Source organism: Actinomadura rayongensis, assembly GCF_009831215.1.
Lineage (GTDB): Bacteria > Actinomycetota > Actinomycetes > Streptosporangiales > Streptosporangiaceae > Spirillospora > Spirillospora rayongensis.
In genome coordinates this window covers 1,016,700-1,037,986 of the sequence record NZ_WUTW01000001.1, presented here as the reverse complement: position 1 = coordinate 1,037,986, position 21,287 = coordinate 1,016,700, and the positions used below count along the sequence as shown (strand labels likewise).

General features: G+C 73.3%; 22 protein-coding genes and 1 pseudogene. 8 read left to right on the top strand and 15 right to left on the bottom strand.

The window, feature by feature from the left end; all coding sequences use genetic code 11:
- Positions 1-48 precede the first annotated feature (48 nt).
- Together GQ466_RS05020 and GQ466_RS05015 are read left to right on the top strand one after the other, a co-directional pair.
- Entirely contained in the window at positions 49-702 is a 654-nt protein-coding gene (locus GQ466_RS05020) for a response regulator transcription factor (protein ID WP_161101556.1), read from the top strand.
- Positions 699-1,817 carry a sensor histidine kinase gene (locus tag GQ466_RS05015; RefSeq protein ID WP_337193325.1) on the top strand — a complete coding sequence of 373 codons (1,119 nt, stop codon included), beginning with the start codon at positions 699-701 and terminating at the stop codon, positions 1,815-1,817. The genes GQ466_RS05020 and GQ466_RS05015 overlap by 4 nt, the downstream gene beginning before the upstream one ends.
- A 2-nt stretch (positions 1,818-1,819) precedes the next feature.
- Here GQ466_RS05015 and GQ466_RS05010 read toward each other — a convergent pair whose 3' ends face one another.
- From GQ466_RS05010 to hutH, 6 genes are read right to left on the bottom strand one after another with little or no spacing between them, the layout of a single operon-like run.
- Positions 1,820-2,365 (bottom strand): ferritin-like domain-containing protein, encoded by a 546-nt coding sequence (locus GQ466_RS05010; protein ID WP_161101555.1) that lies wholly within the window; start codon positions 2,363-2,365, stop codon positions 1,820-1,822.
- Positions 2,366-2,423: 58 nt separating this feature from the next.
- Positions 2,424-3,590 carry an imidazolonepropionase gene (gene hutI, locus GQ466_RS05005; protein ID WP_161101554.1) on the bottom strand — a complete coding sequence of 389 codons (1,167 nt, stop codon included), beginning with the start codon at positions 3,588-3,590 and terminating at the stop codon, positions 2,424-2,426.
- Complete coding sequence (locus GQ466_RS05000; RefSeq protein WP_161101553.1) at positions 3,587-4,894, bottom strand: formimidoylglutamate deiminase; 1,308 nt, start codon at positions 4,892-4,894, stop codon at positions 3,587-3,589. Before GQ466_RS05000 ends, hutI begins: the two co-directional genes overlap by 4 nt.
- On the bottom strand, positions 4,894-6,090 hold the full coding sequence (locus tag GQ466_RS04995; RefSeq protein ID WP_337193324.1) for an allantoate amidohydrolase: 1,197 nt from the start codon (positions 6,088-6,090) through the stop codon (positions 4,894-4,896). The genes GQ466_RS05000 and GQ466_RS04995 overlap by 1 nt, the downstream gene beginning before the upstream one ends.
- Positions 6,087-7,730, bottom strand: a complete 1,644-nt coding sequence (gene hutU, locus GQ466_RS04990) for a urocanate hydratase (protein ID WP_161101552.1) — start codon at positions 7,728-7,730, stop codon at positions 6,087-6,089. Before hutU ends, GQ466_RS04995 begins: the two co-directional genes overlap by 4 nt.
- Before the next feature lie 12 nt (positions 7,731-7,742).
- On the bottom strand, positions 7,743-9,287 hold the full coding sequence (gene hutH / locus GQ466_RS04985) for a histidine ammonia-lyase (RefSeq protein WP_378186394.1): 1,545 nt from the start codon (positions 9,285-9,287) through the stop codon (positions 7,743-7,745).
- A 94-nt stretch (positions 9,288-9,381) separates the two neighbouring features.
- Here hutH and GQ466_RS04980 point away from each other — a divergent pair, with 94 nt between their 5' ends.
- The 3 genes from GQ466_RS04980 (at position 9,382) to GQ466_RS31315 (ending at position 11,367) form a co-directional block, all read left to right on the top strand.
- Positions 9,382-10,158 carry an IclR family transcriptional regulator gene (locus GQ466_RS04980; protein WP_337193323.1) on the top strand — a complete coding sequence of 259 codons (777 nt, stop codon included), beginning with the start codon at positions 9,382-9,384 and terminating at the stop codon, positions 10,156-10,158.
- A gap of 190 nt (positions 10,159-10,348) precedes the next feature.
- On the top strand, positions 10,349-11,170 hold the full coding sequence (locus GQ466_RS04975; protein WP_161101549.1) for a helix-turn-helix domain-containing protein: 822 nt from the start codon (positions 10,349-10,351) through the stop codon (positions 11,168-11,170).
- Positions 11,167-11,367, top strand: a complete 201-nt coding sequence (locus GQ466_RS31315; protein ID WP_161101548.1) for a DUF397 domain-containing protein — start codon at positions 11,167-11,169, stop codon at positions 11,365-11,367. Before GQ466_RS04975 ends, GQ466_RS31315 begins: the two co-directional genes overlap by 4 nt.
- A gap of 52 nt (positions 11,368-11,419) precedes the next feature.
- Here GQ466_RS31315 and GQ466_RS04965 read toward each other — a convergent pair whose 3' ends face one another.
- The 9 genes and pseudogenes from GQ466_RS04965 to GQ466_RS04925 all read right to left on the bottom strand — a co-directional run bounded on the left by GQ466_RS04965 (position 11,420) and on the right by GQ466_RS04925 (position 18,794).
- A complete protein-coding gene (locus GQ466_RS04965; protein ID WP_337193322.1) occupies positions 11,420-12,280 on the bottom strand; it encodes a methyltransferase domain-containing protein in 861 nt (286 codons plus the stop codon).
- Positions 12,281-12,686: 406 nt separating this feature from the next.
- The gene (locus tag GQ466_RS04960) at positions 12,687-13,541 is read right to left on the bottom strand and encodes a Scr1 family TA system antitoxin-like transcriptional regulator (RefSeq protein ID WP_161101547.1); all 855 of its coding nucleotides are present in this window, start codon (positions 13,539-13,541) and stop codon (positions 12,687-12,689) included.
- Positions 13,538-14,050, bottom strand: a complete 513-nt coding sequence (locus tag GQ466_RS04955; RefSeq protein ID WP_161101546.1) for a DUF6879 family protein — start codon at positions 14,048-14,050, stop codon at positions 13,538-13,540. The genes GQ466_RS04960 and GQ466_RS04955 overlap by 4 nt, the downstream gene beginning before the upstream one ends.
- Positions 14,034-14,228, bottom strand: coding sequence for a hypothetical protein (locus GQ466_RS04950; protein ID WP_161101545.1), 195 nt, complete (start codon positions 14,226-14,228; stop codon positions 14,034-14,036). The genes GQ466_RS04955 and GQ466_RS04950 overlap by 17 nt, the downstream gene beginning before the upstream one ends.
- Positions 14,229-14,361: 133 nt before the next feature.
- Positions 14,362-15,276, bottom strand: a complete 915-nt coding sequence (locus GQ466_RS04945) for an ABC transporter substrate-binding protein (protein WP_161101544.1) — start codon at positions 15,274-15,276, stop codon at positions 14,362-14,364.
- A gap of 58 nt (positions 15,277-15,334) precedes the next feature.
- Entirely contained in the window at positions 15,335-16,033 is a 699-nt protein-coding gene (locus GQ466_RS04940; RefSeq protein WP_161101543.1) for an ABC transporter permease subunit, read from the bottom strand.
- Complete coding sequence (locus GQ466_RS04935; RefSeq protein ID WP_161101542.1) at positions 16,030-16,737, bottom strand: ABC transporter permease subunit; 708 nt, start codon at positions 16,735-16,737, stop codon at positions 16,030-16,032. The genes GQ466_RS04940 and GQ466_RS04935 overlap by 4 nt, the downstream gene beginning before the upstream one ends.
- A pseudogene (locus tag GQ466_RS04930) lies at positions 16,737-17,540 on the bottom strand (ABC transporter ATP-binding protein); the annotation flags it as partial. The pseudogene GQ466_RS04930 and the gene GQ466_RS04935, both read right to left, overlap by 1 nt.
- 255 nt (positions 17,541-17,795) lie before the next feature.
- Positions 17,796-18,794, bottom strand: coding sequence for a substrate-binding domain-containing protein (locus GQ466_RS04925; RefSeq protein ID WP_161101541.1), 999 nt, complete (start codon positions 18,792-18,794; stop codon positions 17,796-17,798).
- 115 nt (positions 18,795-18,909) lie between these two features.
- Between GQ466_RS04925 and GQ466_RS04920 the strand changes: the two genes are divergently transcribed.
- The 3 genes from GQ466_RS04920 (at position 18,910) to GQ466_RS04910 (ending at position 21,285) form a co-directional block, all read left to right on the top strand.
- Positions 18,910-19,842, top strand: coding sequence for an amidohydrolase family protein (locus GQ466_RS04920; RefSeq protein ID WP_161101540.1), 933 nt, complete (start codon positions 18,910-18,912; stop codon positions 19,840-19,842).
- Positions 19,832-20,410 carry a cysteine dioxygenase gene (locus GQ466_RS04915; protein WP_161101539.1) on the top strand — a complete coding sequence of 193 codons (579 nt, stop codon included), beginning with the start codon at positions 19,832-19,834 and terminating at the stop codon, positions 20,408-20,410. Before GQ466_RS04920 ends, GQ466_RS04915 begins: the two co-directional genes overlap by 11 nt.
- A 125-nt stretch (positions 20,411-20,535) precedes the next feature.
- A complete protein-coding gene (locus tag GQ466_RS04910) occupies positions 20,536-21,285 on the top strand; it encodes an SGNH/GDSL hydrolase family protein (protein WP_161101538.1) in 750 nt (249 codons plus the stop codon).
- Positions 21,286-21,287: the final 2 nt, after the last annotated feature.

The following is a 21,287-nucleotide window of genomic DNA, read 5'->3' as shown; positions in this document are numbered from 1 at the left end:
GCGGGCGTTAACGGTGGTGTTACGTCCCGCGCGGTAGGACTTCGGGGCATGCGAGTGCTCGTGGCGGAGGACGAACGGGACTTGGCGGATCTCGTCGCCGAGGGCCTGCGGCGGCACGCGATGGCGGTGGACGTCGCCCACGACGGGACCGCCGCCGTCGAGCGCCTGTCCGTGAACGACTACGACGTCCTGGTCTTGGACCGGGACCTGCCGGGGATCCACGGCGACGCCGTCTGCCGCGACCTCGTGGAGAGCGGCGCCCGCACGCGGATCCTCATGCTGACGGCCGCCGCGTCGGTGTCCGAGCGCGTCGCGGGCCTCGGGCTCGGCGCCGACGACTACCTGCCCAAGCCGTTCGACTACGGCGAGCTGGTCGCGCGCGTGCAGGCGCTCGGCCGGCGCAGCCACACGCCGTCCCCGCCCGTCCTGCGGCGCGGCGGCATCACGCTGGACCCGCGGCGCGTGCAAGCGTTCCGCGACGGCCGGTTCCTGCGGCTGTCGCTGAAGGAGTTCGCCGTGCTGGAGGTGCTGCTGCGCGCGAACGGGACGGTCGTGAGCGCCGAGACGCTGCTGGAGCAGGCATGGGACGAGCACGCGGACCCGTTCACGACGGCCGTCCGGGTCGTGATGAGCCGGCTGCGCGCCAAGCTCGGCGACCCGCCGTGCATCGAGACCGTCAAGGGCGCCGGATACCGGTTGTGATCCCGGGGCCGCTGCGGACGGTCCGGATGCGGCTCACGCTGTTCTCCAGCGGCCTGTACCTGCTGACGTCGCTGATCGCGCTGACGGTCGTGAACGTGCTGCTGCGGGAGATGCTGCAACACCGCGTGGACGGGCTCATCAAGCAGGGCGGCGACATCCCGCCGCCCGGCGGCGTCGTCCCGCCGCCGCGGATGCTCGCGGGCACGTCCGTCATCCAGTCACTGCCCGACCAGGTCCTGCACTACCAGTGGGGCGTGACGGGCGCGACGCTGGCGGTGCTGGCGGTCGTGTCGCTCGTCCTCGGCCGGTGGATCGCCGGGCGGATGCTGCGCCCGCTGCACGACATCACCGCCGCCGCGCGCCACCTGTCGCTGTCCAACCTGCACGAGCGGATCGCGCTGGACGGCCCGCGCGACGAGCTGAAGGACCTCGCCGACACCTTCGACGCGATGCTGGAACGCCTGGACCGGTCGGTGCGGGCGCAGCGGCGGTTCATCGCCGACGCGGCGCACGAGCTGCGGACGCCGCTCGCCGTGCAGCGCGCCGCGATCCAGATCGGACTGGACGACCCGCTGCCCGACCGGCTCGTCCCGGTCCGGACGAAGCTGCTCACCGCCAACCGCCGGACGGAACGGCTGATCGACGCGCTGCTCATCCTCGCGCAGGCCGAGCACGGGCTGGACGGGACCGAGCCGGTGGCGCTGGACGTCCTCGCCCGGCAGGCCGCCGAGGAGCTGCCCGCCGGGGACGTCACGGTGACGCTCACGACCGAGCGCGCCGTCGTCGCGGGCGATCCGGTGCTGCTGAACCGGCTGCTGGCGAACGTGCTCGGCAACGCCGTCCGGTACAACCGGCCGGGCGGGACGGTGCTGCTCGCGCTGTCGGCGGCGGGGACGCTCACCGTCCGCAACACCGGACCCGAGGTCCCCGCCGACCGCGTCGCCGAGCTGTTCCAGCCGTTCCGCCGCCTGCACGCCGACCGCTCCGCGGCGGACGGGACGGGCCTCGGCCTGTCGATCGTCGCGTCCATCGCGCAGGCGCACGGCGCATCCGTCGACGCGCGGCCGAACCCCGGCGGCGGGCTGGAACTCACGCTGCGGTTCCCGGTGCTCTGACCCTAGGACTCCAGCGCGGCGGGCAGCCGCTCCAGCAGGCCGCGCAGGTCGTCGGCGTGCTCCTCCTCCTGCGCGAGGATCTGCTCGAACAGCCGCCGCGTCGTCGGGTCGTCGTCGCCGAGCCACTGGATGATCTCGGTGTAGGACGCGACGGCGATCCGCTCCGCGACCAGGTCCTCCTTGATCATCTCGGCGAGGTCCAGGCTCGCGTCGTACTCGGCGTGCGCGCGGGACGTCAGCGTGTCCGGCGCGAAGTCCGGCTCGCCGCCGAGCTGGACGATCCGCTCGGCGAGCAGGTCCGCGTGCTCCTGCTCCTCGGCGGCGTGCTCGGCGAACTCGGCCGCGACGCCCTCGGCGTGGATGCCGGTCGCGGTGAACCGGTGCCGCTTGTACCGCAGGACGCACACGATCTCGGTGGCCAGCGCCTCGTTGAGCACCTGGATCACGCGCTGGACGTCCGCGCCGTACGCCGACGTCACCGGCCCCTTCGCGATCTCCTCGCGCGCCCGCTCGCGCAGCACCTTCATGTCGGTCAGGAACTCGGCCATTCGCGCCTCCCCGTGCCCGGTCGGATGGACGCGACCCGTCGTACCCGCCCTGCGCGATTCACACCTGCCGGACGCCGTCCTTCCAGACGGCGGCCGTCAGCGGCACCCCCGGACGGTACGCGAGGTGGATGTGGCTGGGCGCGTCGAGGAGCTGCGCGTCCGCGCGGGCGCCGGGCGAGAGGCGTCCGACGTCCCCGCGCCGCAGCGCACGCGCCCCGCCCGCCGTCGCCGCGAGAACCGCTTCCGCCGGGCTCATCCCCATCTCCCGGACGGCCAGCGCCACGCAGAACGCCATGCTGGAGCTGTAGCCGGACCCGGGGTTGCAGTCGGTGGCGAGCGCGACGGCGGCGCCCGCGTCGAGCAGGCGGCGCGCGTCCGGATACGGCTGACGGGTGGAGAACTCGACGGCGGGCAGCAGCGTCGCGACCGTCGGGGACGAGGCGAGGGCGTCCACGTCGGCGTCGGCCAAGAACGTGCAGTGGTCGGCGGACGCCGCGCCCATCTCGACCGCGAGCCGCACGCCGGGGCCGGGCCCGAGCTGGTTGGCGTGGACGCGCGGCACGAGCCCCGCCGCCGCGCCCGCCGCGAGGACCGTCCGGGCCTGCGCGGCGTCGAACGCGCCGCGCTCGCAGAACACGTCGATCCAGCGCGCGTAGGGGGCGCACGCGGCCATCATCGCGCCCGACACCAGCCGGACGTACCCGCCCGGGTCGCCGTCGTACTCGGGCGGGACGACGTGCGCGCCGAGGAACGTCACCTCCCCGGTCACCTCCGCCGCGATCCGCACGCACCGCCGCTCCTGCTCGACCGTCAGGCCGTACCCGGACTTGCACTCGACGGTCGTGGTGCCCTGCCGCGCCATCTCCGCGACGAGCCGCCGCAGGTTGGCGCGCAGCGCGTCGTCGGACGCGGCGCGCGTCGCCTCGACGGTCGTCCGGATCCCGCCCGCCGCGTACGGACGCCCCGTCATGCGGGCGGCGAACTCGTCCGCCCGGTCCCCCGCGAACACCAGATGCGCGTGGGAGTCCACGAACCCCGGCAGAAGGCAGCGCCCGCGCGCGTCCACAGCCTCATCGGCGGCAGGCGCGGCACCCGACGCGCCCACCCACGCGACGCGTCCGCCGTCGAACACGACCGCCGCGTCCCGCAGCACCCCGAGCGGCCCGTCCCCCGCCGCCGGATCCGCCGTGACCAACTCCCCGATCCCATGAATCACCAGACTCATAGGACCTCCCGGAGGGCGGACGGGACGTCGATCGTCAGATGGCGGCCGTCGCGGACGATCTCGCGCCCGGACGCCACCACGGTCGTCACGTCGGCGGCGGTCGCGGCGAACACCGCCGTCTCCGGCGACGGCGCGCAGCCGGCGGTGCGGGGCGAGTCGAGGCGCAGGGTCACGAGGTCGGCGTGCGCGCCGGGTTCCAGGCGCCCGGCGGACGGCCAGCCGAGCGCCGCGTGCCCGTGCCACGTCGCGGCGGCCAGCAGCGCGCTCGCCCGGAAGTGCCCGCGCTCGCCCGTCCGCAGCCGCTCGTGCAGTTCGACCGCGCGGGCCTCCTCCAGGAGGTCCACAACGGCGTGCTGGTCGGAGCCGACGCACAGCGGGGCGCCGGCGCGGACGAGGTCCCCGGACGGCCCGAGCCCGTCGGCGAGGTCGCGTTCGGTCGTCGGGCACAGGCAGACGGTCGTGTCCGTCCCGCCGAGCAGCGCGACGTCGGCGGCGTCGAGATGGGTCGCGTGGACGGCCGTCGTCAGCGGCCCGAGCGCGCCCGCGTCGCCGAGCAGCCGCACCGGCGTGACCCCGTAGGCGTCCAGGCACGCGGCGTTCTCGGCGGGCTGCTCGGACACGTGCACGTGCAGGGGCACGCCGTGCTCGCGCGCGAAGTCCGCGACGACCGGCAGCGCGGCGCGCGGGACGGCCCGCACCGAGTGGATCGCCGCGCCGATCCGCACGTCAGGCCCGGCCCGGGACAGCAGGGCGCGGACTCGGTCGCGCCAGGCGCCGGGGGTGCCGTCCCCGAACCGGCGCTGCGTCCCGGCGAGCGGCGTGCCCGGGGCGCCGGTCAGGTAGCAGGCGTCGAGCAGGGTGATCCGGATCCCGGCCGCCGACGCCGCCGCGAGCAGCGCGTCGCCCATCGCGTTCGGCTCCGGATAGGCGCCGCCGCCGGGCCGGTGGTGCAGGTAGTGGAACTCGCCGACGCAGGTGACCCCGGCGAGCGCCATCTCGGCGTACACGGCCGTCGCGAGCGCCCGGTAGGACGCGGGGTCGAGCCGGTCGGCGACGGCGTACATGCGCTCCCGCCACGTCCAGAACGTGCCCCGGCCGGACTGGACGCCGCCGCGCAGCGCCCGGTGGAAGGCGTGCGAGTGGGCGTTGGCGAGGCCGGGGATCGTCAGGCCGGGCAGGCGCCGCGCGTCCGGCGGCGGCGCCTCGCCGGGGACGATCCGGGCGAACCGGTCGCCGTCGGCCTCCAGTAGCACGCCGGGCAGCACGGCGTCGTCCACCCACGCGTACTCGGCGAACCACCGCATCACGCCTCCGCCAGGTCGGCCAGGACGGCGGCGAGCGCCGCGACGCCCGCCCCGACGTCGGACGGTTCGGCGTGCTCGGCGGGCGCATGGGACACACCGGTCGGATTCCGGACGAACAGCATCGCCGTCGGGAGCCGCGCGGCGAGCACTCCCGCGTCGTGCCCCGCCCCGGTCGGCAGCACCGGCACCCCGCCGAGCACCCGGGCGATCCGGTCGCGCAGCTCGCGCCGGAACGCGACGGCCGGGCTGTAGGACTCCTCGGCGACGTCCACGGTCACGCCGTGCGCGGACGCGGCGTCCCGCGCGGCGCGCTCGACCTCGGCGACGGTGCGGCGGACGGCGTCGTCCACCGGCCCGCGCGCGTCCAGCCACGCCGTGACCGACGACGGGATCGCGTTCACCCCGCCCGGCACGATCTCCGCCTTCCCGACCGTCGCGACCGCGCCGAACCGCTCGGCCGCCGACCGCGCCGCGAGGACGGTCCGCGCGAACGGCAGCATCGGGTCGCGGCGGTCGGCGAGCGCGGTGGTGCCCGCGTGGTCGCCCGCGCCGGTGAAGCCGAACCGCCAGCGGCCGTGCGGGACGATCGCGCTCGCCGCCCCCACCGGGACGTCCAGCGCCCGGCCCTGCTCGATGTGCAGCTCGACGAAGCAGGCGCACCGGCCGAGCAGGTCGTCGTCCGGGCCGATCAGCGCCGGGTCGAGGCCGTGCTCGGCGAGGACGGCCGCGAACGAGCGCCCGTCACCGTCGCGCAGCGCCCGCGCCCGCTCCGGGTCGATCGTCCCGGTGAGCAGCCGCGACCCGAGGCACGCGACGCCGAACCGCGCGCCTTCTTCTTCGGCGAACGCCGCCACCCCGACCGGCCGGGCCGGCACCGCGCCCCGCTCCCGCAGGACGTCGATCGCCGCGAACGCCGACACGATCCCGAGCGGCCCGTCGAACGCCCCGCCGCCCGGGACGGAGTCCAGATGGCTGCCGGTGAGGACGGCCCCGTCGCGCCGCCCGTCCGGCGGGAGCCACCAGGCGAACAGGTTGCCGTTCGCGTCCCGCTCGACGTCCAGCGCCCGCCGCCGCGCCTGTTCGAGGAACCACGCGCGGCACTCCAGCTCCGGCGGCGTGAACGCGAAACGCCGGTAGCCGCCCGCCGGGTCCCGGCCGACGGGCAGCAGCTCCGCCCACATCGCGTCGAAGTTCACGGGATGTGAACGCCTCGCTCGTCGGCCACTTCGGCGGCCCGTTCGTATCCCGCGTCCACGTGCCGCATGACGCCCGTGCCCGGGTCGTTGGTCAGCACCCGTTCGAGCTTGCGCGCGGCGAGGTCCGTGCCGTCCGCGACGCAGACCTGGCCCGCGTGGATGGACCGGCCGATCCCGACGCCGCCGCCGTGGTGGATCGACACCCAGGTCGCCCCGGACGCCGTGTTGAGCAGCGCGTTCAGCAGCGGCCAGTCCGCGATGGCGTCCGAGCCGTCCGCCATCGCCTCGGTCTCCCGGTACGGCGACGCGACCGACCCGCAGTCCAGATGGTCGCGGCCGAGGACGATCGGCGCGCTCACCTCTCCGCGCGCGACGAGATCGTTGAACACCGCGCCCGCCTTGTCCCGCTCGCCGTACCCGAGCCAGCAGATCCGCGCCGGAAGCCCCTGGAACCGCACCCGCTCCCCCGCCATCCGGATCCACCGCGCGAGCGGTTCGTTCTCCGGGAAGAGGTCGAGGATCGCGCGGTCGGTGCGGGCGATGTCCGCCGGGTCGCCCGACAGCGCCGCCCACCGGAACGGCCCCTTGCCCTCGCAGAACAGCGGCCGGATGTACGCCGGGACGAACCCGGGGAAGTCGAACGCCCGCGCGTATCCGGCCGTCCGCGCCTCGCCCCGGATCGAGTTGCCGTAGTCGAAGACCTCGGCGCCCGCGTCCTGGAACCCGACCATCGCCGCGACGTGCTCGGCCATCGACTCGCGCGCCCGCGCGGTGAACCCGGCGGGGTCGCGGTCGCGCTCGTCCGCCCAGGCGTCGAACGCGACGCCGCGCGGCAGGTAGGCGAGCGGGTCGTGCGCGCTGGTCTGGTCGGTGACGACGTCGATGGGCGCGCCACGCCGCAGCAGTTCCGGGACGACGTCCGCCGCGTTCCCGAGCACCCCGATCGACAGCGCCCGCCGCCCGGCCTTCGCCGTCTCGGCCAGCCGCAGCGCCTCGTCCAGCGAGTCGGCGCGGACGTCGCAGTAGCCGTGCGCGACCCGCCGGTCGATCCGGGACGGGTCGCACTCCACGCACAGCGCCACGCCGCCGTTCATCGTGACGGCGAGCGGCTGCGCGCCGCCCATCCCGCCGAGCCCGGCGGTCAGCGTGATCGTCCCGGCGAGGCTCCCGCCGAACCGCTTCGCCGCGACGGCCGCGAACGTCTCGTAGGTGCCCTGGAGGATCCCCTGCGTGCCGATGTAGATCCACGACCCGGCCGTCATCTGCCCGTACATCGTGAGCCCGTCGGCCTCCAGCCGCCGGAACTCCTCCCACGTCGCCCACTCCGGGACGAGGTTGGAGTTGGCGATGAGGACGCGCGGCGCCCACTCGTGCGTCCGGAAGATCCCGACGGGCTTGCCGGACTGGACGAGCAGCGTCTCGTCCCCGTCCAGGCGGGAGAGCGCGCCGACGATGCGGTCGAACGCGTCCCAGCTCCGCGCGGCCCGTCCGGTGCCGCCGTAGACGACCAGCTCGTCCGGATGCTCGGCGACCTCGGGGTCCAGGTTGTTCTGGAGCATCCGCAGCGCGGCCTCCTGCGGCCAGCCCCGCGCGGTGAGCGCGGAGCCGCGCGGCGCGCGGACGGGACGGGGACCGGACATGGCGGGGCTCCTTCAGGCGAGCGGGCCGGTGACGGACTCGGCGGCGGCGACGAGCGTCCCGTCCCGGACGAGCGCGGTCGCGGCGTCGATCTCGGGCGACAGGTGGCGGTCGGGGCCGGGCGGCGGGACGTGCCGGCGCAGCGCCGCGAGGACGGTCGCGGTCGCGGGACCGGGGCGCAGCGGGGCGCGCAGGTCCAGCGCGCGGGCGGCGGTGAACAGCTCGATCGCGACGACGCGCGCGTACCCGTCCACGGCCCGGCGCAGCTTGCGGGCGGCGTTCCAGCCGAGGGACACGTGGTCCTCCTGCATCGCCGACGACGGGATGGAGTCGACACTCGCCGGGACGGCCAGCCGCTTCAGCTCCGCCACGATCGACGCCTGCGTGTACTGGGCGATCATGTGGCCGGAGTCGACGCCGGGGTCGGCCGCGAGGAACGGCGGCAGCCCGAACGAGCGGGCCTTGTCGAGCATCCGGTCGGTGCGGCGCTCGGCCATCGACGCGGCGTCGGCGAGCGGGATCGCGAGGAAGTCCAGCGCGTAGGCGATCGGGGCGCCGTGGAAGTTGCCGTTGGACTCGACGCGTCCGTCCGTCAGCACGACCGGGTTGTCCACGGCCGCCGCCAGCTCGCGGTCGGCGACCAGCGCGGCGTGCGCGACGGTGTCCCGGAACGCGCCGTTGACCTGCGGCGCGCACCGCAGCGAGTAGGCGTCCTGGACGCGCGTGTCCTCCGGCCCCCGGTGGGACTCCACGATCGGCGACCCGGCGAGCAGCAGCCGCAGGTTCGCCGCCGACGCGGCCTGGCCGGGATGCGGGCGCAGCGCCTGGAGGTCGGCGTCGAAGACGCGGTCGGTGCCGAGCAGCGCCTCCACGCTCATCGCGGTCGCGATGTCGGCGGCGGTGAGCAGGCCGCGCAGGTCGTGCAGGGCGAGGACGAGCATCCCGAGCATCCCGTCCGTGCCGTTGAGCAGCGCGAGCCCTTCCTTGGCGCCGAGTTCGACGGGACGCAGATCGGCCCGCTTCAGCGCGTCGGCGGCGGGGATGAGGCGGTCGTCGGCGTCCCGGACCCGTCCCTCGCCGAGCAGCGCCAGCGCGACGTGCGCGAGCGGCGCGAGATCCCCGGAGCAGCCGAGGCTGCCGTACTCGTGGACGACCGGCGTGATCCCCGCGTTGAGCAGCGCCGCGAGCGCCCGCGCCGTCTCGGGCCGCGCGCCGGTGCGGCCGGTGGCGAGCGTCTTCAGCCGCAGCAGCATCATCGCCCGGACGACCTCGCGCTCCACCTCCGGACCCGTCCCGGCCGCGTGCGACCGGACGATGTTGAGCTGGAGCCGCGTCCGCAGCTCCGGCGGGATGTGCCGGGACGCGAGCGCGCCGAACCCCGTCGACACCCCGTAGACGGGCGTCGGCCGCGCCGCCAGCTCCTCGATGTGCGCCCGCGACGCGGCCATGGCGCGCTCGGCGGCGGCCGACAGCCCGACCCGCGCACCGTCCCGCGCCACCGCCACGACCTCGGCGGGCGACGGCGGCGCCGTCCCCACCTCGATGCTGTGTGCCCCCATAACGGACGTCATACCCACCATTGGACCGATGCGACGCGCCCCCGCACGAGCCCCGCGAGCCTCGATCTGTCTCGGATACGAGACAATCGCCCCTGTGGACCAGGTACCCGCCGCCCGGCGGACCCTCGCGGTGCTGCGCCTGCTCGCGGCGTCGGCCGGACCCCTGCCCGCCTCCACGATCGCCCGCGAACTCGGCCTGCCCCGCTCCAGCACCTACCACCTGCTGGCGGAAATGGCCGCCGAAGGCTTCGTCGTCCCACTCCCCGAAGAACGCCGCTGGGGCCTAGGCGTGGCAGCGTTCGAGGTCGGCTCGGCCTACCTGCGGCACGGCCCGCTGGAACGCCTGGCCCGCCCGCTATTGCGCCGCCTGGTGGACCGCACGGGCGAGATCGTCCAGCTGGGCGTCCTGCACGGCGCCGACACGCTCTACCTGCTGAAAGAGCAGCCGCCCCGGCACGCGACCCTGGTCACGGACGTCGGCGTCCGCATCCCCGCGCACCTCACCGCGAGCGGCCGGTCCATGCTCGCGCACCTCCCGCCCGCCCAGCTCCGAGCCCTGTTCCCGGCGCCGCTCGTCACCCGGACGACCCGCGCCCCGATGACCCTGACCGCCCTGCGCCGCGACCTGCGCGAGGACGCCGCACGCGGCTGGTCCGCCGAGGACGGCCTGGTCACCGAGGGCTTCGCGAGCATCGCGGCCTGCGCGTTCGACCACACGGGCCACCCGGCGGCGGCTATCACCGTTACCTTCCGCCGCGCCGCCCGTCCTCCGGAAACCTGGCCCGACCTGGCGGCGCCGGTAAAGGCCGCCGCCGCGTCTTTGACGACCCGCCTCACCGGCCGCCCACCCGTTAGTGGGCCGTGGAAATAACCGTCCACGCACAGTGCGGTGCTAAAGATTGGACAGAAAGGAAAGTTAGGAAAAACCGCCTCGCAGCATTTCCGCAGAACGCTTGCCTTCAGCCGGGATCTCGGTTTTTTCGCAGAACTTCCATCCCTTTCGCGGCCTCCTGCCGTAGTCTCCGCAAGGACGGCCGAGGAACCCCCGAAAGGAAAGCGACATGGCCCGCCCCCCGAAGAAGACAACCCCCAACGAGTCCTTCGCCCAGTACTACGGCAACGAGATCCGGGAAAATCGGGAGAAGAAGGGCTGGACGCAGGGAGAGCTGGCCGCGAAGCTCATCTGCGACGACTCCCAGGTCAGCCGCTACGAACTCGGCTACCTCACCCCACAGCCGCCGACGGCTCGACTCCTAGACGAACTGTTCGGGACGGGCGACTACTTCACCCGTCACCGCGAGGTCGCCAACGTCTCCCGCATCCCCGAGCAGGCCCGGGCGCTCGCGTACCACGAGAAGGCGTCCAAAACGATCAAGGCGTTTTCACTCGCGGCTGTCTTCGGACTCTTGCAGACGGAGTCCTACGTGAAGGCGCTCGCCCTCGACGGCCTGATCCCGTTGGCCGCAGAGAGCGTCGCCGAAGAGCGGGTCCGCCGTCAGGGGATCCTGGACGGCGAGGACCCCGCCAGGCTCCTGGCGATCATGGACGAAGGAGTGTTCCGGCGCCTCGCGAACCGGCCGGATCTCGCCCGTGACCAGATCGACGCGATCCTCAAGCGGACCGAGCAGTGGAACGTTCAGGTTCAGATCGTCGCGCAGACGAACGTCACCTACCCCGGCCTCCACGGCGATTTCCAGCTCATGGAACCCCGCAAAGGCAGTTCGCTGGCCGCTTGGCAGAGCGCGGTCGGCAAGCTGGGCCGGGTTATCGAAGACCCCGATATCATCGCAGACCTGGTGGACACCTACGACCTCATCAGGTCGAAGGCCATGTCCACCGAGGAGAGCCACCAACTGCTGAAGAATATTCGGGAGTCTTTGTGAGCACGTTTGAACCCCGCAACTGGCGCAAGTCCCGCCACTCCAACGGTGAGTACGGTAGTTGCGTCGAGGCCGGTTCCGACCAGGGCCGAGTGGGCATCCGCGACACCACCGACCGCCAGGCAGGCGCGATCATCCTCCCCGCCCCCCATTTCGCCGCCGTCCTGACCGCCGCCCGCACCGGCGCCCTCGACCTCTGACCCACCCGAAACCCCCGCCCCGGCGGGGGTTCCTCATGCCGCACGGGCGGGATCAGAGGACGTCGCGCGGGTCGTCCAGCCAGATGCGGTCGCCGTCGGCGGTGACCGTCATGCCGAACCGGTCGCGCCCGGGGCCGCCCCAGGAGACCCAGCGCAGGAAGACGTCCCGAAGCTCGTCCCACAGATCGCGCGGCCCACGCTGCGCCACCGCCGACCGCCGGTAGTCGGGCGCGTAATGAACGTGCGCGCTGGAATCACCGGCCCACAACCACAGATCGAACGATCCGTCCTCGGCGGCCGTGTGGTTGCCGTAGACGTCGGGCAGGGCGCCCGCGACGGCCACGTCCGCTCCGGCGGAGGTCCGCACGACGCGCCGGGGATCCAGGTCGGTGGACGACCGTCGCACCTCGCCGTCCACGGCGGGCGCGGGAGGACGCTGGGACCGCAGCATCATGAACGCGCTGCCGCCATGGAAACGCCCTACAGCGGTCCCATCACCGACGACGGTCAACCGGGTGCGGTGGCCGCCTTCCCACCCCGGCATCCACGGAAACACGATCATCCCGCCGGGCCGCGTCTGCTCCAGCCAGGCGTACGGCACCCGGCGAACCCCCGCCGTGACGTGCACCCGGTCGTAAGGAGCCCCGTCCGGGCATCCGTCCGCCCCATCGCCGAGGACGAGCCGGGGCGAGCGCCCGGCCCGCCGAAGATTCCCGGCCGCCACCTCCAAGACGGCCCGGTCGACCTCGACACTGGTGACGCTCCCGTCCCCGAGACGCTGCGCCAGCAACCCCGCCGTCCACCCGGTGCCCGTACCGATCTCCAGCACCTCGTCACCGTCGTAAGGGTCCAGCAGCTCCAGAAACGCCAGCACGACACCCGGCGCGGAGAGCGACGAGCTGTACTCGCCCACTCCCGTCGCAACGTCACTCGCGCCGTCGTCCAGTTGCGTGACGACCGAGCAATCCGCGTAAGCCGCCGCAGCCCACCCCTCCGGATCAGCCGACCGGTCGATGAGCCGCCCCACCCCGTCCCCGGAAACACACCACCCGCGTTCCGGCACGAACAACTCCCGAGGCACCGCCTCGACCGCCGCCCGCCATGCCCCGTCCGCCCACCCGGCGCCCGCGCCCGGCACCGGCCTCACTTGCCCTTCTCGTGCGCGCCGCCCTTGTCGGGCCGGTCCCCGTCCGGACTCGGCTTGATCGGCTCGAACGGCTTGTCCACCGGCTTGTCCCCCGCATGCTTCCCCACGCCGCACTCCTCACCTCGAAGCGTTCGCACACGACGCTAGGCCGCCGGTGACGAAGGCTGCAGGTTCAGTCACGTTCCCGCATGAATTCTCGGGAGAAATCGGCCAGCAGCGCCCTCGCATCGTCTCCCCAGAGGGCGTGACGCTCGAAATAGGCGAAGAGCCGCCGATGGTAGGCGATGTCCTTGGGATCGCGCAGCACGACACGTCCGGTGAAGATCTCCACGGTCACCAATCGGTCGTCGTAAACCGTGAACGTGTTCATCGGCCCGACTTCGACGTCCCGGCCCGGATGAACGACTCCGATGCGCACGTTGTCGAGCCGCGAGAGGGCGATGATCCGGTCGATCTGCTCACACATGGTCTCGGGCGGACACAGCCGCCACCGGACGGCCTGCTCGGTCAGCAGGAAATCGAAGGCTTTCGACGCGTCATGCAGGACCGCTTGGCGTTCGAGCTTGAGCGCTATGGCGCGTGCCGTGTCGCCTTGAGCGGGCTCCACGGCCATGTCCATCGCTCTTTTCATGTACGCCGGCGTCTGAAGGAGCCCGGAGATCAGGGCGGGAAGGAAAAAGCTCAGCCTTCGGGCGTCCGCATCGAGTCCGGCCAGTTCGCGTTGCCGGTGGTGCAAGCCCTGCCGGACCGAGGCCCTGACGTCCTGGTACTCCGTGTTCGCAGTCCGCGCGAGGCGGACGAGTTCCTCTCCGGTATCACGGTCCGCGCCGAGTGCGTGGAGTATGCGTTCGACGTCCGTGATCGAAGGCAGCGTTCTGCCGTTCTCGATCCGTGAGATTTTCGACTGGCTCATGTGGCAGCGCCGGGCCAGCCGTTCGCCGGACAGGCCCGACGCCGAGCGCAGGTCGCGGCGGGCCGCCGCGAGTTGTCTGCGGTCGGCTCCGGCCCGCCCTGGATCCAGCGTCACGCGTCGCGGTACTCCGAGAACGGTACCGAGTCTCTGAGCGCGCGCCGCTTCCACTCCACATAAGGCGCCGGATCCGCACCCTCAAGCAGTTCGCGTCCGGTCTGCGTCCCATCGTCCGCGTAGTGCATGAGGACGACTTTCGATTCATCGAACAGCCAGAAGTCCTGTGCGCCGGCGACCGGATTGGCGCGACCGGTGACATCGAGAATACGGATGCTCTCGCCGGCCGCCGAACTGTACGGGTAAAAAGCGAACTGGTACCTCATGTACTGCGTCAGCGGGCGCGCGAGAACGCGAACGCGGCCGATCGTCCGCCCGGCCGACCGGAACGCGCGCAGGCGCACCAGCCATTCATCGTCGGCGGGGACGTCGAGGCGTCCGGTCTCCCGCCAGATCCGGTACTCCGTCTCTTCGCTCGCGACGCCGTAGGCGGGAAGTGTCTCCAGCCGAAAGGCGTCCCGGTGGAAGGAGTCGAAGAAACGCGTCCAGTCGTCACCCTCCAAGCGCACGGGCCGCCTCCAGAAGCAACCAGTCGGGAATCTCGACGATCGCTTCTCCGGCGGGCGACTCGTTGCCGGAGAGATGATTCCCCTGGACGGCGAGCGTCCCCCTGTCCGTGCGGTAGACCGTCGGACAGTCTCCACGGGTGCAGGTACCCGCGAGACGCGTCAGCTCGACCGGCTCCATCGCGACCTCCGCTCCTGCGTGAACGTGACCACGACGCTAGGGAGCGCCCGCGCGCCGGTCAACGCCTATGCACGTACACGCATGGGCGGCGGGTGCGGGCCGCGCGGCCGGTGGGGTCGCGCGGCCCGGTGGGTCAGATCAGGCCGTTGTCGGTGAGCCACTTCTTGGCGACCGTGGCGGGGTCGGCCTTCTTGTCGGCCATCTCGGTGTTCATGGCCAGGAGGCCGTCGGTGGTCAGCTTGGCGGAGACGGCGTTCAGGGCCGCCTGCGCGTTGGTGTCCACCTTCGTCTTGTTGATGAGCGGGACGACGTTCTGCGCGCCGAACACGTTCTTCGGGTCGGTGAGCGACAGGAAGCCGTTCTTCTTGATCGCCGGGTCGGTGGAGAACAGGTTGGCGATCTGGACCTTGCCGTCCTTGAGGTTCGCCACGCTGATCGGGCCGGCGGTGTCGAGCGACTTGAAGTCCTTGAACGTCAGGCCGTAGACGGACTGGAGGCCGACCACGCCCTGCTTGCGGGTCTTGAACTCCGGCGGGCCGCCGAGGACGAGCTGGCCCGCGACGGGCTTCAGGTCCTCGATCGTCTTCAGCTTGTACTTGGCGGCGGTCGCGGCCGTCACGGCGAGCGTGTCCTTGTCCTCCGCCTGCGCGGGGTTCAGGATCGTCAGGTCCGCCGGGAGCTTCTGCTTGAGCGCGGCGTCCACGGCGTCGCTGGTCGTGGCGGCGTCGTTCTTGTCGAGGAACGACAGGAGCGCCCCGTTGTACTCGGGGAACACCTGGATGGCGCCGCTGCGGACCTGTTTCATGTAGACCTCGCGCGAGCCGATGCCGAACTTGCGCTGCACCTTGACGCCCTTGGCCTCCAGGGCCTGCGCGTAGATCTCGCCGATCAGGCCGCTCTCGGGGAAGTCGGCGCCGCCGATGACGACCGCGCCTCCGCCGCCGCCGCTGCCCCCGCCCAGCGGGTCGTCGTCGCCGCCTCCGCCGCAGGCGGCCAGTGCGAGGACGGCGGCGGCGAGCACGGCCGCGCCGCGGATGATCCGGGACATGTTGGGTTTCCTTCCTCCGGGGGCGCGGTCCCGCGCCCGGTCGGCAAGCGTGCGGGCGTCAGTCCGACGCGGCGCGGCGGCGGACGCCGGGCGACACCGCGAACCGGTGCAGCGCGGCGAACGCGGCCTGGGTGAGGACGGCGAGGACGATCACGAGGATCGCGCCGCCCGCCATGCTGTCGTAGTCCTGGCGCGAGTAGCCGTCCACGATGTAGCGGCCGAGGCCGCCGAGGCCCACGTAGGCGGCGATCGTGGCGGTCGAGACGATCTGGATGAGGGCCGTGCGCAGCCCGAGCAGGATGAGCGGCAGCGCCACCGGCAGCTCGACCTGGAACAGCACCTGCCGGCCGCGCATCCCCATGCCCTCGGCGGCGTCGCGCAGGCCAGCCTCGACCTGCTGCACCCCGGCGTAGGTGTTGACGAGGACGGGCGGCACCGCGAGCAGCACCAGCGGCACGAGGATCGGGACGATGTCCCCGGCCGTCGAGACCACGACGACGAGGATGAGCAGGCCGAGCGTCGGCAGCGCCCGCGCCGCGTTCGCCGACGACAGGACGAGGAACCCCGACACGGCGGCGGGCCGGCCGCGCCGCAGGTGGCCGAGCAGCAGCCCGAGCGGCAGCGCGATCGCCACGGTGATGGCGAAGGCGAGCAGCGAGTACCAGAGGTGCTCGGCGATCCGGTTCGGGATGCCGTCCGACCCGGACCAGCGGCCCGCGCCGCCGAACCAGCCGAGAGCGTTCCACAGGGCGTTCACCGCGTCACCTCCGCGGGCCGCCGGGACCGCCGGACGCGCTCCCACGGCATGAGGAACCGCTGGAGGAGCAGCAGGAGCAGGTCCGCCAGCAGCGCCAGCACGACGATCAGGACGATCGCCACGACGATCGGCGTCGGGTACGCGCCGCCGGGCCACTTCATGCCGGTGACCATGAGCTGCCCGAGCCCGCCGATCCCGATGAGCGCGCCGACGCTGACCAGGCTGATGTTGGCGACCGTCGCGACGCGCAGCCCGCCCATCAGGACGGGCAGCGCGATCGGCAGCTCCACCTGGACGAGCCGCCGCAGCGGCCCGAAGCCCATCGCGACCGCCGACTGCCGGACGTGCTCGGGCACCGAGCGCAGCCCGTCCACGACGCTCGGGACGAGCACCGACAGCGTGTAGAGGGCCAGCGGGACGACCACGGTCGTGTAGGTGAGGCCGGTGAACGCGACGAACACGACGAACAGCCCGATCGCGGGGATCGCGTAGAGGACGCTCGTCGCCGCCAGCACCGGCGGGTACAGCCGCCGCCACCGCGCGCAGGCCAGGCCGAGCGGCAGCGCGATCGCGAGGCCGAGCAGGACGGGCGTGAAGGACAGCACCAGGTGCTCCTTCAGCGCCTCCCAGATCACGCCGTCGTAGTTGTCGCGGACGTAGCTCCACCGCAGCAGCGGTTCGCCGCCCGTCCCGAACGCGGTCACCGCTCGCCCGCCCGCTCGGCCTCGCGCTCGGCGTCGCGCTCGGCGTCGAGTTCCTGAGTGAACCGGAGCCGCCGGATGCCGCGCTCGCCGCCGAGGAAGTCGCGGACGAAGTCGCTCGCGGGCGCCGCCAGCAGGTCGTCCGGCGCGGTGAACTGGGCGAGCCGCCCGCCGACCTGGAAGACCGCGATGCGGTGGCCGAGCTTCACGGCCTCGTCGATGTCGTGGGTGACGAACACGATCGTCTTCTCCAGCTCGCTCTGCAGGCGCAGGAACTCGTCCTGGAGGCTGGCCCGGACGATCGGGTCGACGGCGCTGAACGGCTCGTCCATGAGCAGGATCGGCGGGTCGGCGGCGAGCGCGCGGGCCACGCCGACGCGCTGCTGCTGCCCGCCGGAGAGCTGCGCGGGGTACCGGCCGGCGAACGCCGGGTCCAGCCCGACGCGGTCCATGAGCGCGCGGGCCTCGGCGCGAGCCTGCTTCTTGTCGCGGCCGAGCAGGAACGGGACGGTCGCGATGTTGTCCAGGATCGTCCGGTGCGGGAACAGGCCCGCCTGCTGGATGACGTAGCCGATGCCGCGCCGCAGCGTGGGCGGGTCGACGTCGCGGACGTTGCGCCCGTCGACGGTGACCGTCCCCTCGGTGGCCTCGACCATCCGGTTGATCATGCGCAGCGTGGTCGTCTTGCCGCAGCCGGACGGGCCGACGAGCACGGTGATCTTCCCGGCCGGGATCTCCAGGTCGAGGTGGTCGACGGCGACGGTGCCGTCCGCGTAGCGCTTGGTCACGCCCGCAAAGGTGATCAAACGACTCACGTCCTCATCGGCGCCGGTCGCGCCGTCGTTCCGTCGGGTGTCCACCCAGCTCTATGCCCAGACTAGTCATTCCCGATCTTTTGGACACCCTGCGTGACCGAGACCCGCCAAATCTTGTGCAATTCGACCAGGATTGCCAAGAACCTACCGCAACCCCGCTGGGAAACCGCCGATTCGCCACCGAAGGGCATGTATCGGCCACCCGCGGGCACCCCGCAGCGACGTGACGATCGCCATAGCGGAGCGTCAGCGCACGGTGGACGCGCGGGCGCGCAGCGAGGGCTCCCGGACGACCCGGCGCGTCGCGGGCGTCCCGTCGATCACCTCGACGACGAGCCCGACCGCCGCCTGGACGATCCCGTCGATGTCCCAGTCGACCGTGGTGAGCGGCGGCGTCAGCAGCGCCGACATCGGGTGCGCGTCGTAGCCGCAGACCGCGAGGTCGTCCGGGACCGCGAGCCCGAGGTCGCGCGTGGCCGCGTACACGCCGTAGGCGATCACGTCGGAGAAGCAGAACACGGCGGACGGCCGGTCCGGGCGGTCCAGCAGGGCGTGGGCGGCGGCCGTCGCGCCGTCCAGCGCCTGCGGGGCGACCGCGACGTCGACCCGGAGCCCGAGCCGCAGCGCCTCGGCGTGGACGTGGACGTCGGCCGGACGGTCCGGCGTGCTCGCCCGCGTCGGCGTGAGGACGCCGATGTGCTCGTGGCCGAGGTCGCGCAGGTGCTCCAGCGCGAGCGTGACGCCGCGCCGGTTGTCGAACACGACCTCGCCCTGCGCCCGTCCGCCGCGCAGCGAGTCGCCGATGGACACGACGGGCACCGCGTCCGCCAGCTCGGCCCACAGGCCCGCCGCCGGGTCCAGGGGCTGGACGATGAGGCCGTCCACCCGCTGGTCGCGCAGCCGCCGGGCCAGCGCCCGCTCGCGGTCGGGGTCGCCGCCCGCGTCCACGATCAGCGCGTAGCGGTCGCGGGCGAGCAGCGCGCGGCCGATGCCGGTGGCGAGGGACTGCTGCCAGTAGTCCTCTAACGAGCCGCACAGCAGCCCGACCATGCCGGTGCGCCCGCTGGCGAGCGCGCGGGCGATCGGATGCGCCTCGTAGCCGAGTTCCTCGGCCGCCGCGCGGACGCGCTCCTGGGTCTCCTCGGAGGTCTGGATGCCGCGCAGCGCGTACGACACGGCCGCCGGGGAGAGGCCCGTCGCCTGCGCCACCTCCCGGATCGTCGCCCGCTTCCGCTTGTCCGCCACGCTCCCCACACTAGGCGCCGCCTCCGACGCTTTTGATATTTCCAACTTGAATGGTAGGCTTTTGAAGCGGTTCACTGAACCGGTTCACCGCGAGGTCCGGCGGAGGGGGTGGAGCATGTCCGGAAACGGGGAAGGGGACGGCCCGCAGGCCGTCGACGTCCACCAGCACCTCTGGAGCCCCCCGTTCCTCGCCGCGCTCCGCGCCCGCTCCACTCCGCCTTACCTCAAGGAGTGGACTCTCTATCTCGACGGTGAGCCGCCCTTCACTGTTCACCCCGAGGACCACGACGTCGCGGCCCGCGCGGAGCTGGCCCGCGCCGACGGCCTCGGCCGCGCGCTCGTCTCGCTGTCCACGCCGCTCGGGATCGAGGCGCTGCCGCCCGGCGAGGCCCGGCCGCTGCTGGACGCCTACCACGAGGGCGCCGCCGCGCTGCCCGCGCCGTTCGGCGCCTGGGCCGCCGCGAACGTCCACACCGTCGACGCCGACGCCGCCGCCGAAGCCCTCGACCACGGCTTCGTCGGCCTCCAGCTGCCCGCCACCGCCCTGGCGGACCCGGAGGGCTTCGACCGCTGCACGCCCCTGCTCGACCTGCTCGACGACCGGGACCTGCCGCTGTTCGTCCACCCCGGACCCGCCGCGCCCGCCGGGGACGTGCCCGGCTGGTGGCCCGCGCTCGTCCCGTACGTCCAGCAGATGCACGCGTCCTGGTACGCGTTCCGCGCCTTCGGCCGCCCCCGCCACCCCCGCCTGCGCGTCTGCTTCGCCATGCTCGCCGGGCTCGCCCCGCTGCACGGCGAACGGCTGACCGCGCGCGGCGGCGGACGCGGCGCGGTCGATCCGGACGCGTTCCTCGAAACCTCGTCCTACGGCCCGAAGGCGGCCGACGCGACCGTCCGCGCGCTCGGCGTGGACGTCGTCGTGCACGGCACCGACCGGCCCTACGCGGGACCCCGCGACCTCGCGCTCGGCGAGGCCGCACAGCACGGGTTCCGCGTTTCCAACCCGCACCGCCTGCTCACCGGAGAGGAGCGAACCCATGCCGCGTGACCTGCTCGACCACGCCGTTCCAGCGATCGGTGGCGGTTCGTGTCTGGACGGCCTGCCCGCGCGCGCCCTGGACCGGGAGGAGCTGCGGGAGCTGGTCGACCGTCTGGCCGACGAACCGGGCGTCTGGCGCCAGCACGTGGCGTTCTCCGACGACCAGCGGCACTACGCCTCGCTGTACCGGGACGAGTTCGTGGACGTCTGGCTCCTGTGCTGGACGCCCGAGAACGACACCGGCTGGCACGACCACGACGTCTCGTCCGGGGCCGTCCGGGTCGTGCAGGGCGCGCTGGAGGAGAACAACCCGCGCATCGGCGGCGACCACCTGACCGTGCGCGTCGGCGAGGGGACGTCGTTCGGCTTCGGCCCGGACCACATCCACCGGCTCGTCGGCGCGGCGGACGCGAGCGTGTCCATCCACGCCTACTCGCCGCCGCTGTGGCGCCTCGGCCAGTACTCGGTGAGCCCGTCGGGCGTGATGCGCCGCGTGTCGGTCAGCTACGCCGACGAGCTGCGCCCGCTGGACGAGCCCGCGAACGACCCGGCGAACGACCCGGAGCCCGCCGGGTGACCCGCCGGGCTCCGCCCCCTGCGATCCGGGGCGGAGCCCGGCGGATCGGCACATCGTGAACGTTCCGCCACAGTAGGATTCGGCTCAGTATTTCCCCCCGAAACCACCCCGGCGGAGTCCCCCACATGCGATCTCGCCGCGCGCGCCGTGCCGCCGCGTCCGCCGCCCTGTGCGCGGCCCTCCCGCTGACCGGCTGTTCGGCGTTCGGCACCGACGTCCGGGGCGGCGCCGAACGCGCCGCGGTCAGCCCGGCGCCCGCGAGCGCGGCACCGGTCGTGATGTTCTTCGGCGACTCCTACACGGTCGGCAAGAAGGGGACGCTCCCGGAGAACACCTACGCGGCGGCGACCGCGCGGCTGCTCGGCTGGCAGGTCGTGCTGGCCGGACGCGCCGGGACGGGCTTCGTCTCCACCGGCACCGGCACGGTCGCGTTCAAGCCGCTGTTCGAGAGCCAGCTCGGCTGGCGGCCCGCGCCGGACCTGCTGATCATCTCCGGCGGCCACAACGACGCCCGGTTCCCGCCGCAGCGGGTCGCGGCGGCGGCCCGCGAGCTGCTCGACCTCGCCGCGCAGCGCTGGCCGGGGACGCGGCGGCTGCTCATCGGCCCGCTGTGGGGCAACGGATCGCCGCCGCCGGACGCGCTGGCCGTCCGGGACGCCCTCGCGCTCACCGCCGAGCACGCCAAGATCCCGTTCGTGGACCCGATCTCCGAGGGCTGGATCACCGGGAACCACGCCGACGGGACGGGCAACGCGCCGCGCTACATCCTCCCCGACGGCACGCACCCGACCGTGGCGGGCGGCCGGTACGTGGCCGCCCGCCTCGTCCAGGACCTGCGTCGGCTGGGGCTCACCCACCCGCAGCGGGGCCGCTGAAC

What these genes read in the sequence shown, in the direction of transcription:
- GQ466_RS05020 (WP_161101556.1), top strand. Translation starts at nt 49, where the DNA reads ATGCGAGTGCTCGTGGCGGAGGACGAACGGGACTTGGCGGATCTCGTC.
- GQ466_RS05010 (WP_161101555.1), bottom strand. Translation starts at nt 2,365, where the DNA reads ATGGCCGAGTTCCTGACCGACATGAAGGTGCTGCGCGAGCGGGCGCGC.
- hutI (WP_161101554.1), bottom strand. Translation starts at nt 3,590, where the DNA reads ATGAGTCTGGTGATTCATGGGATCGGGGAGTTGGTCACGGCGGATCCG.
- GQ466_RS05000 (WP_161101553.1), bottom strand. Translation starts at nt 4,894, where the DNA reads ATGCGGTGGTTCGCCGAGTACGCGTGGGTGGACGACGCCGTGCTGCCC.
- hutU (WP_161101552.1), bottom strand. Translation starts at nt 7,730, where the DNA reads ATGTCCGGTCCCCGTCCCGTCCGCGCGCCGCGCGGCTCCGCGCTCACC.
- hutH (WP_378186394.1), bottom strand. Translation starts at nt 9,287, where the DNA reads ATGGGGGCACACAGCATCGAGGTGGGGACGGCGCCGCCGTCGCCCGCC.
- GQ466_RS04975 (WP_161101549.1), top strand. Translation starts at nt 10,349, where the DNA reads ATGGCCCGCCCCCCGAAGAAGACAACCCCCAACGAGTCCTTCGCCCAG.
- GQ466_RS04950 (WP_161101545.1), bottom strand. Translation starts at nt 14,228, where the DNA reads ATGGAGCCGGTCGAGCTGACGCGTCTCGCGGGTACCTGCACCCGTGGA.
- GQ466_RS04945 (WP_161101544.1), bottom strand. Translation starts at nt 15,276, where the DNA reads ATGTCCCGGATCATCCGCGGCGCGGCCGTGCTCGCCGCCGCCGTCCTC.
- GQ466_RS04920 (WP_161101540.1), top strand. Translation starts at nt 18,910, where the DNA reads ATGTCCGGAAACGGGGAAGGGGACGGCCCGCAGGCCGTCGACGTCCAC.
- GQ466_RS04915 (WP_161101539.1), top strand. Translation starts at nt 19,832, where the DNA reads ATGCCGCGTGACCTGCTCGACCACGCCGTTCCAGCGATCGGTGGCGGT.
- GQ466_RS04910 (WP_161101538.1), top strand. Translation starts at nt 20,536, where the DNA reads ATGCGATCTCGCCGCGCGCGCCGTGCCGCCGCGTCCGCCGCCCTGTGC.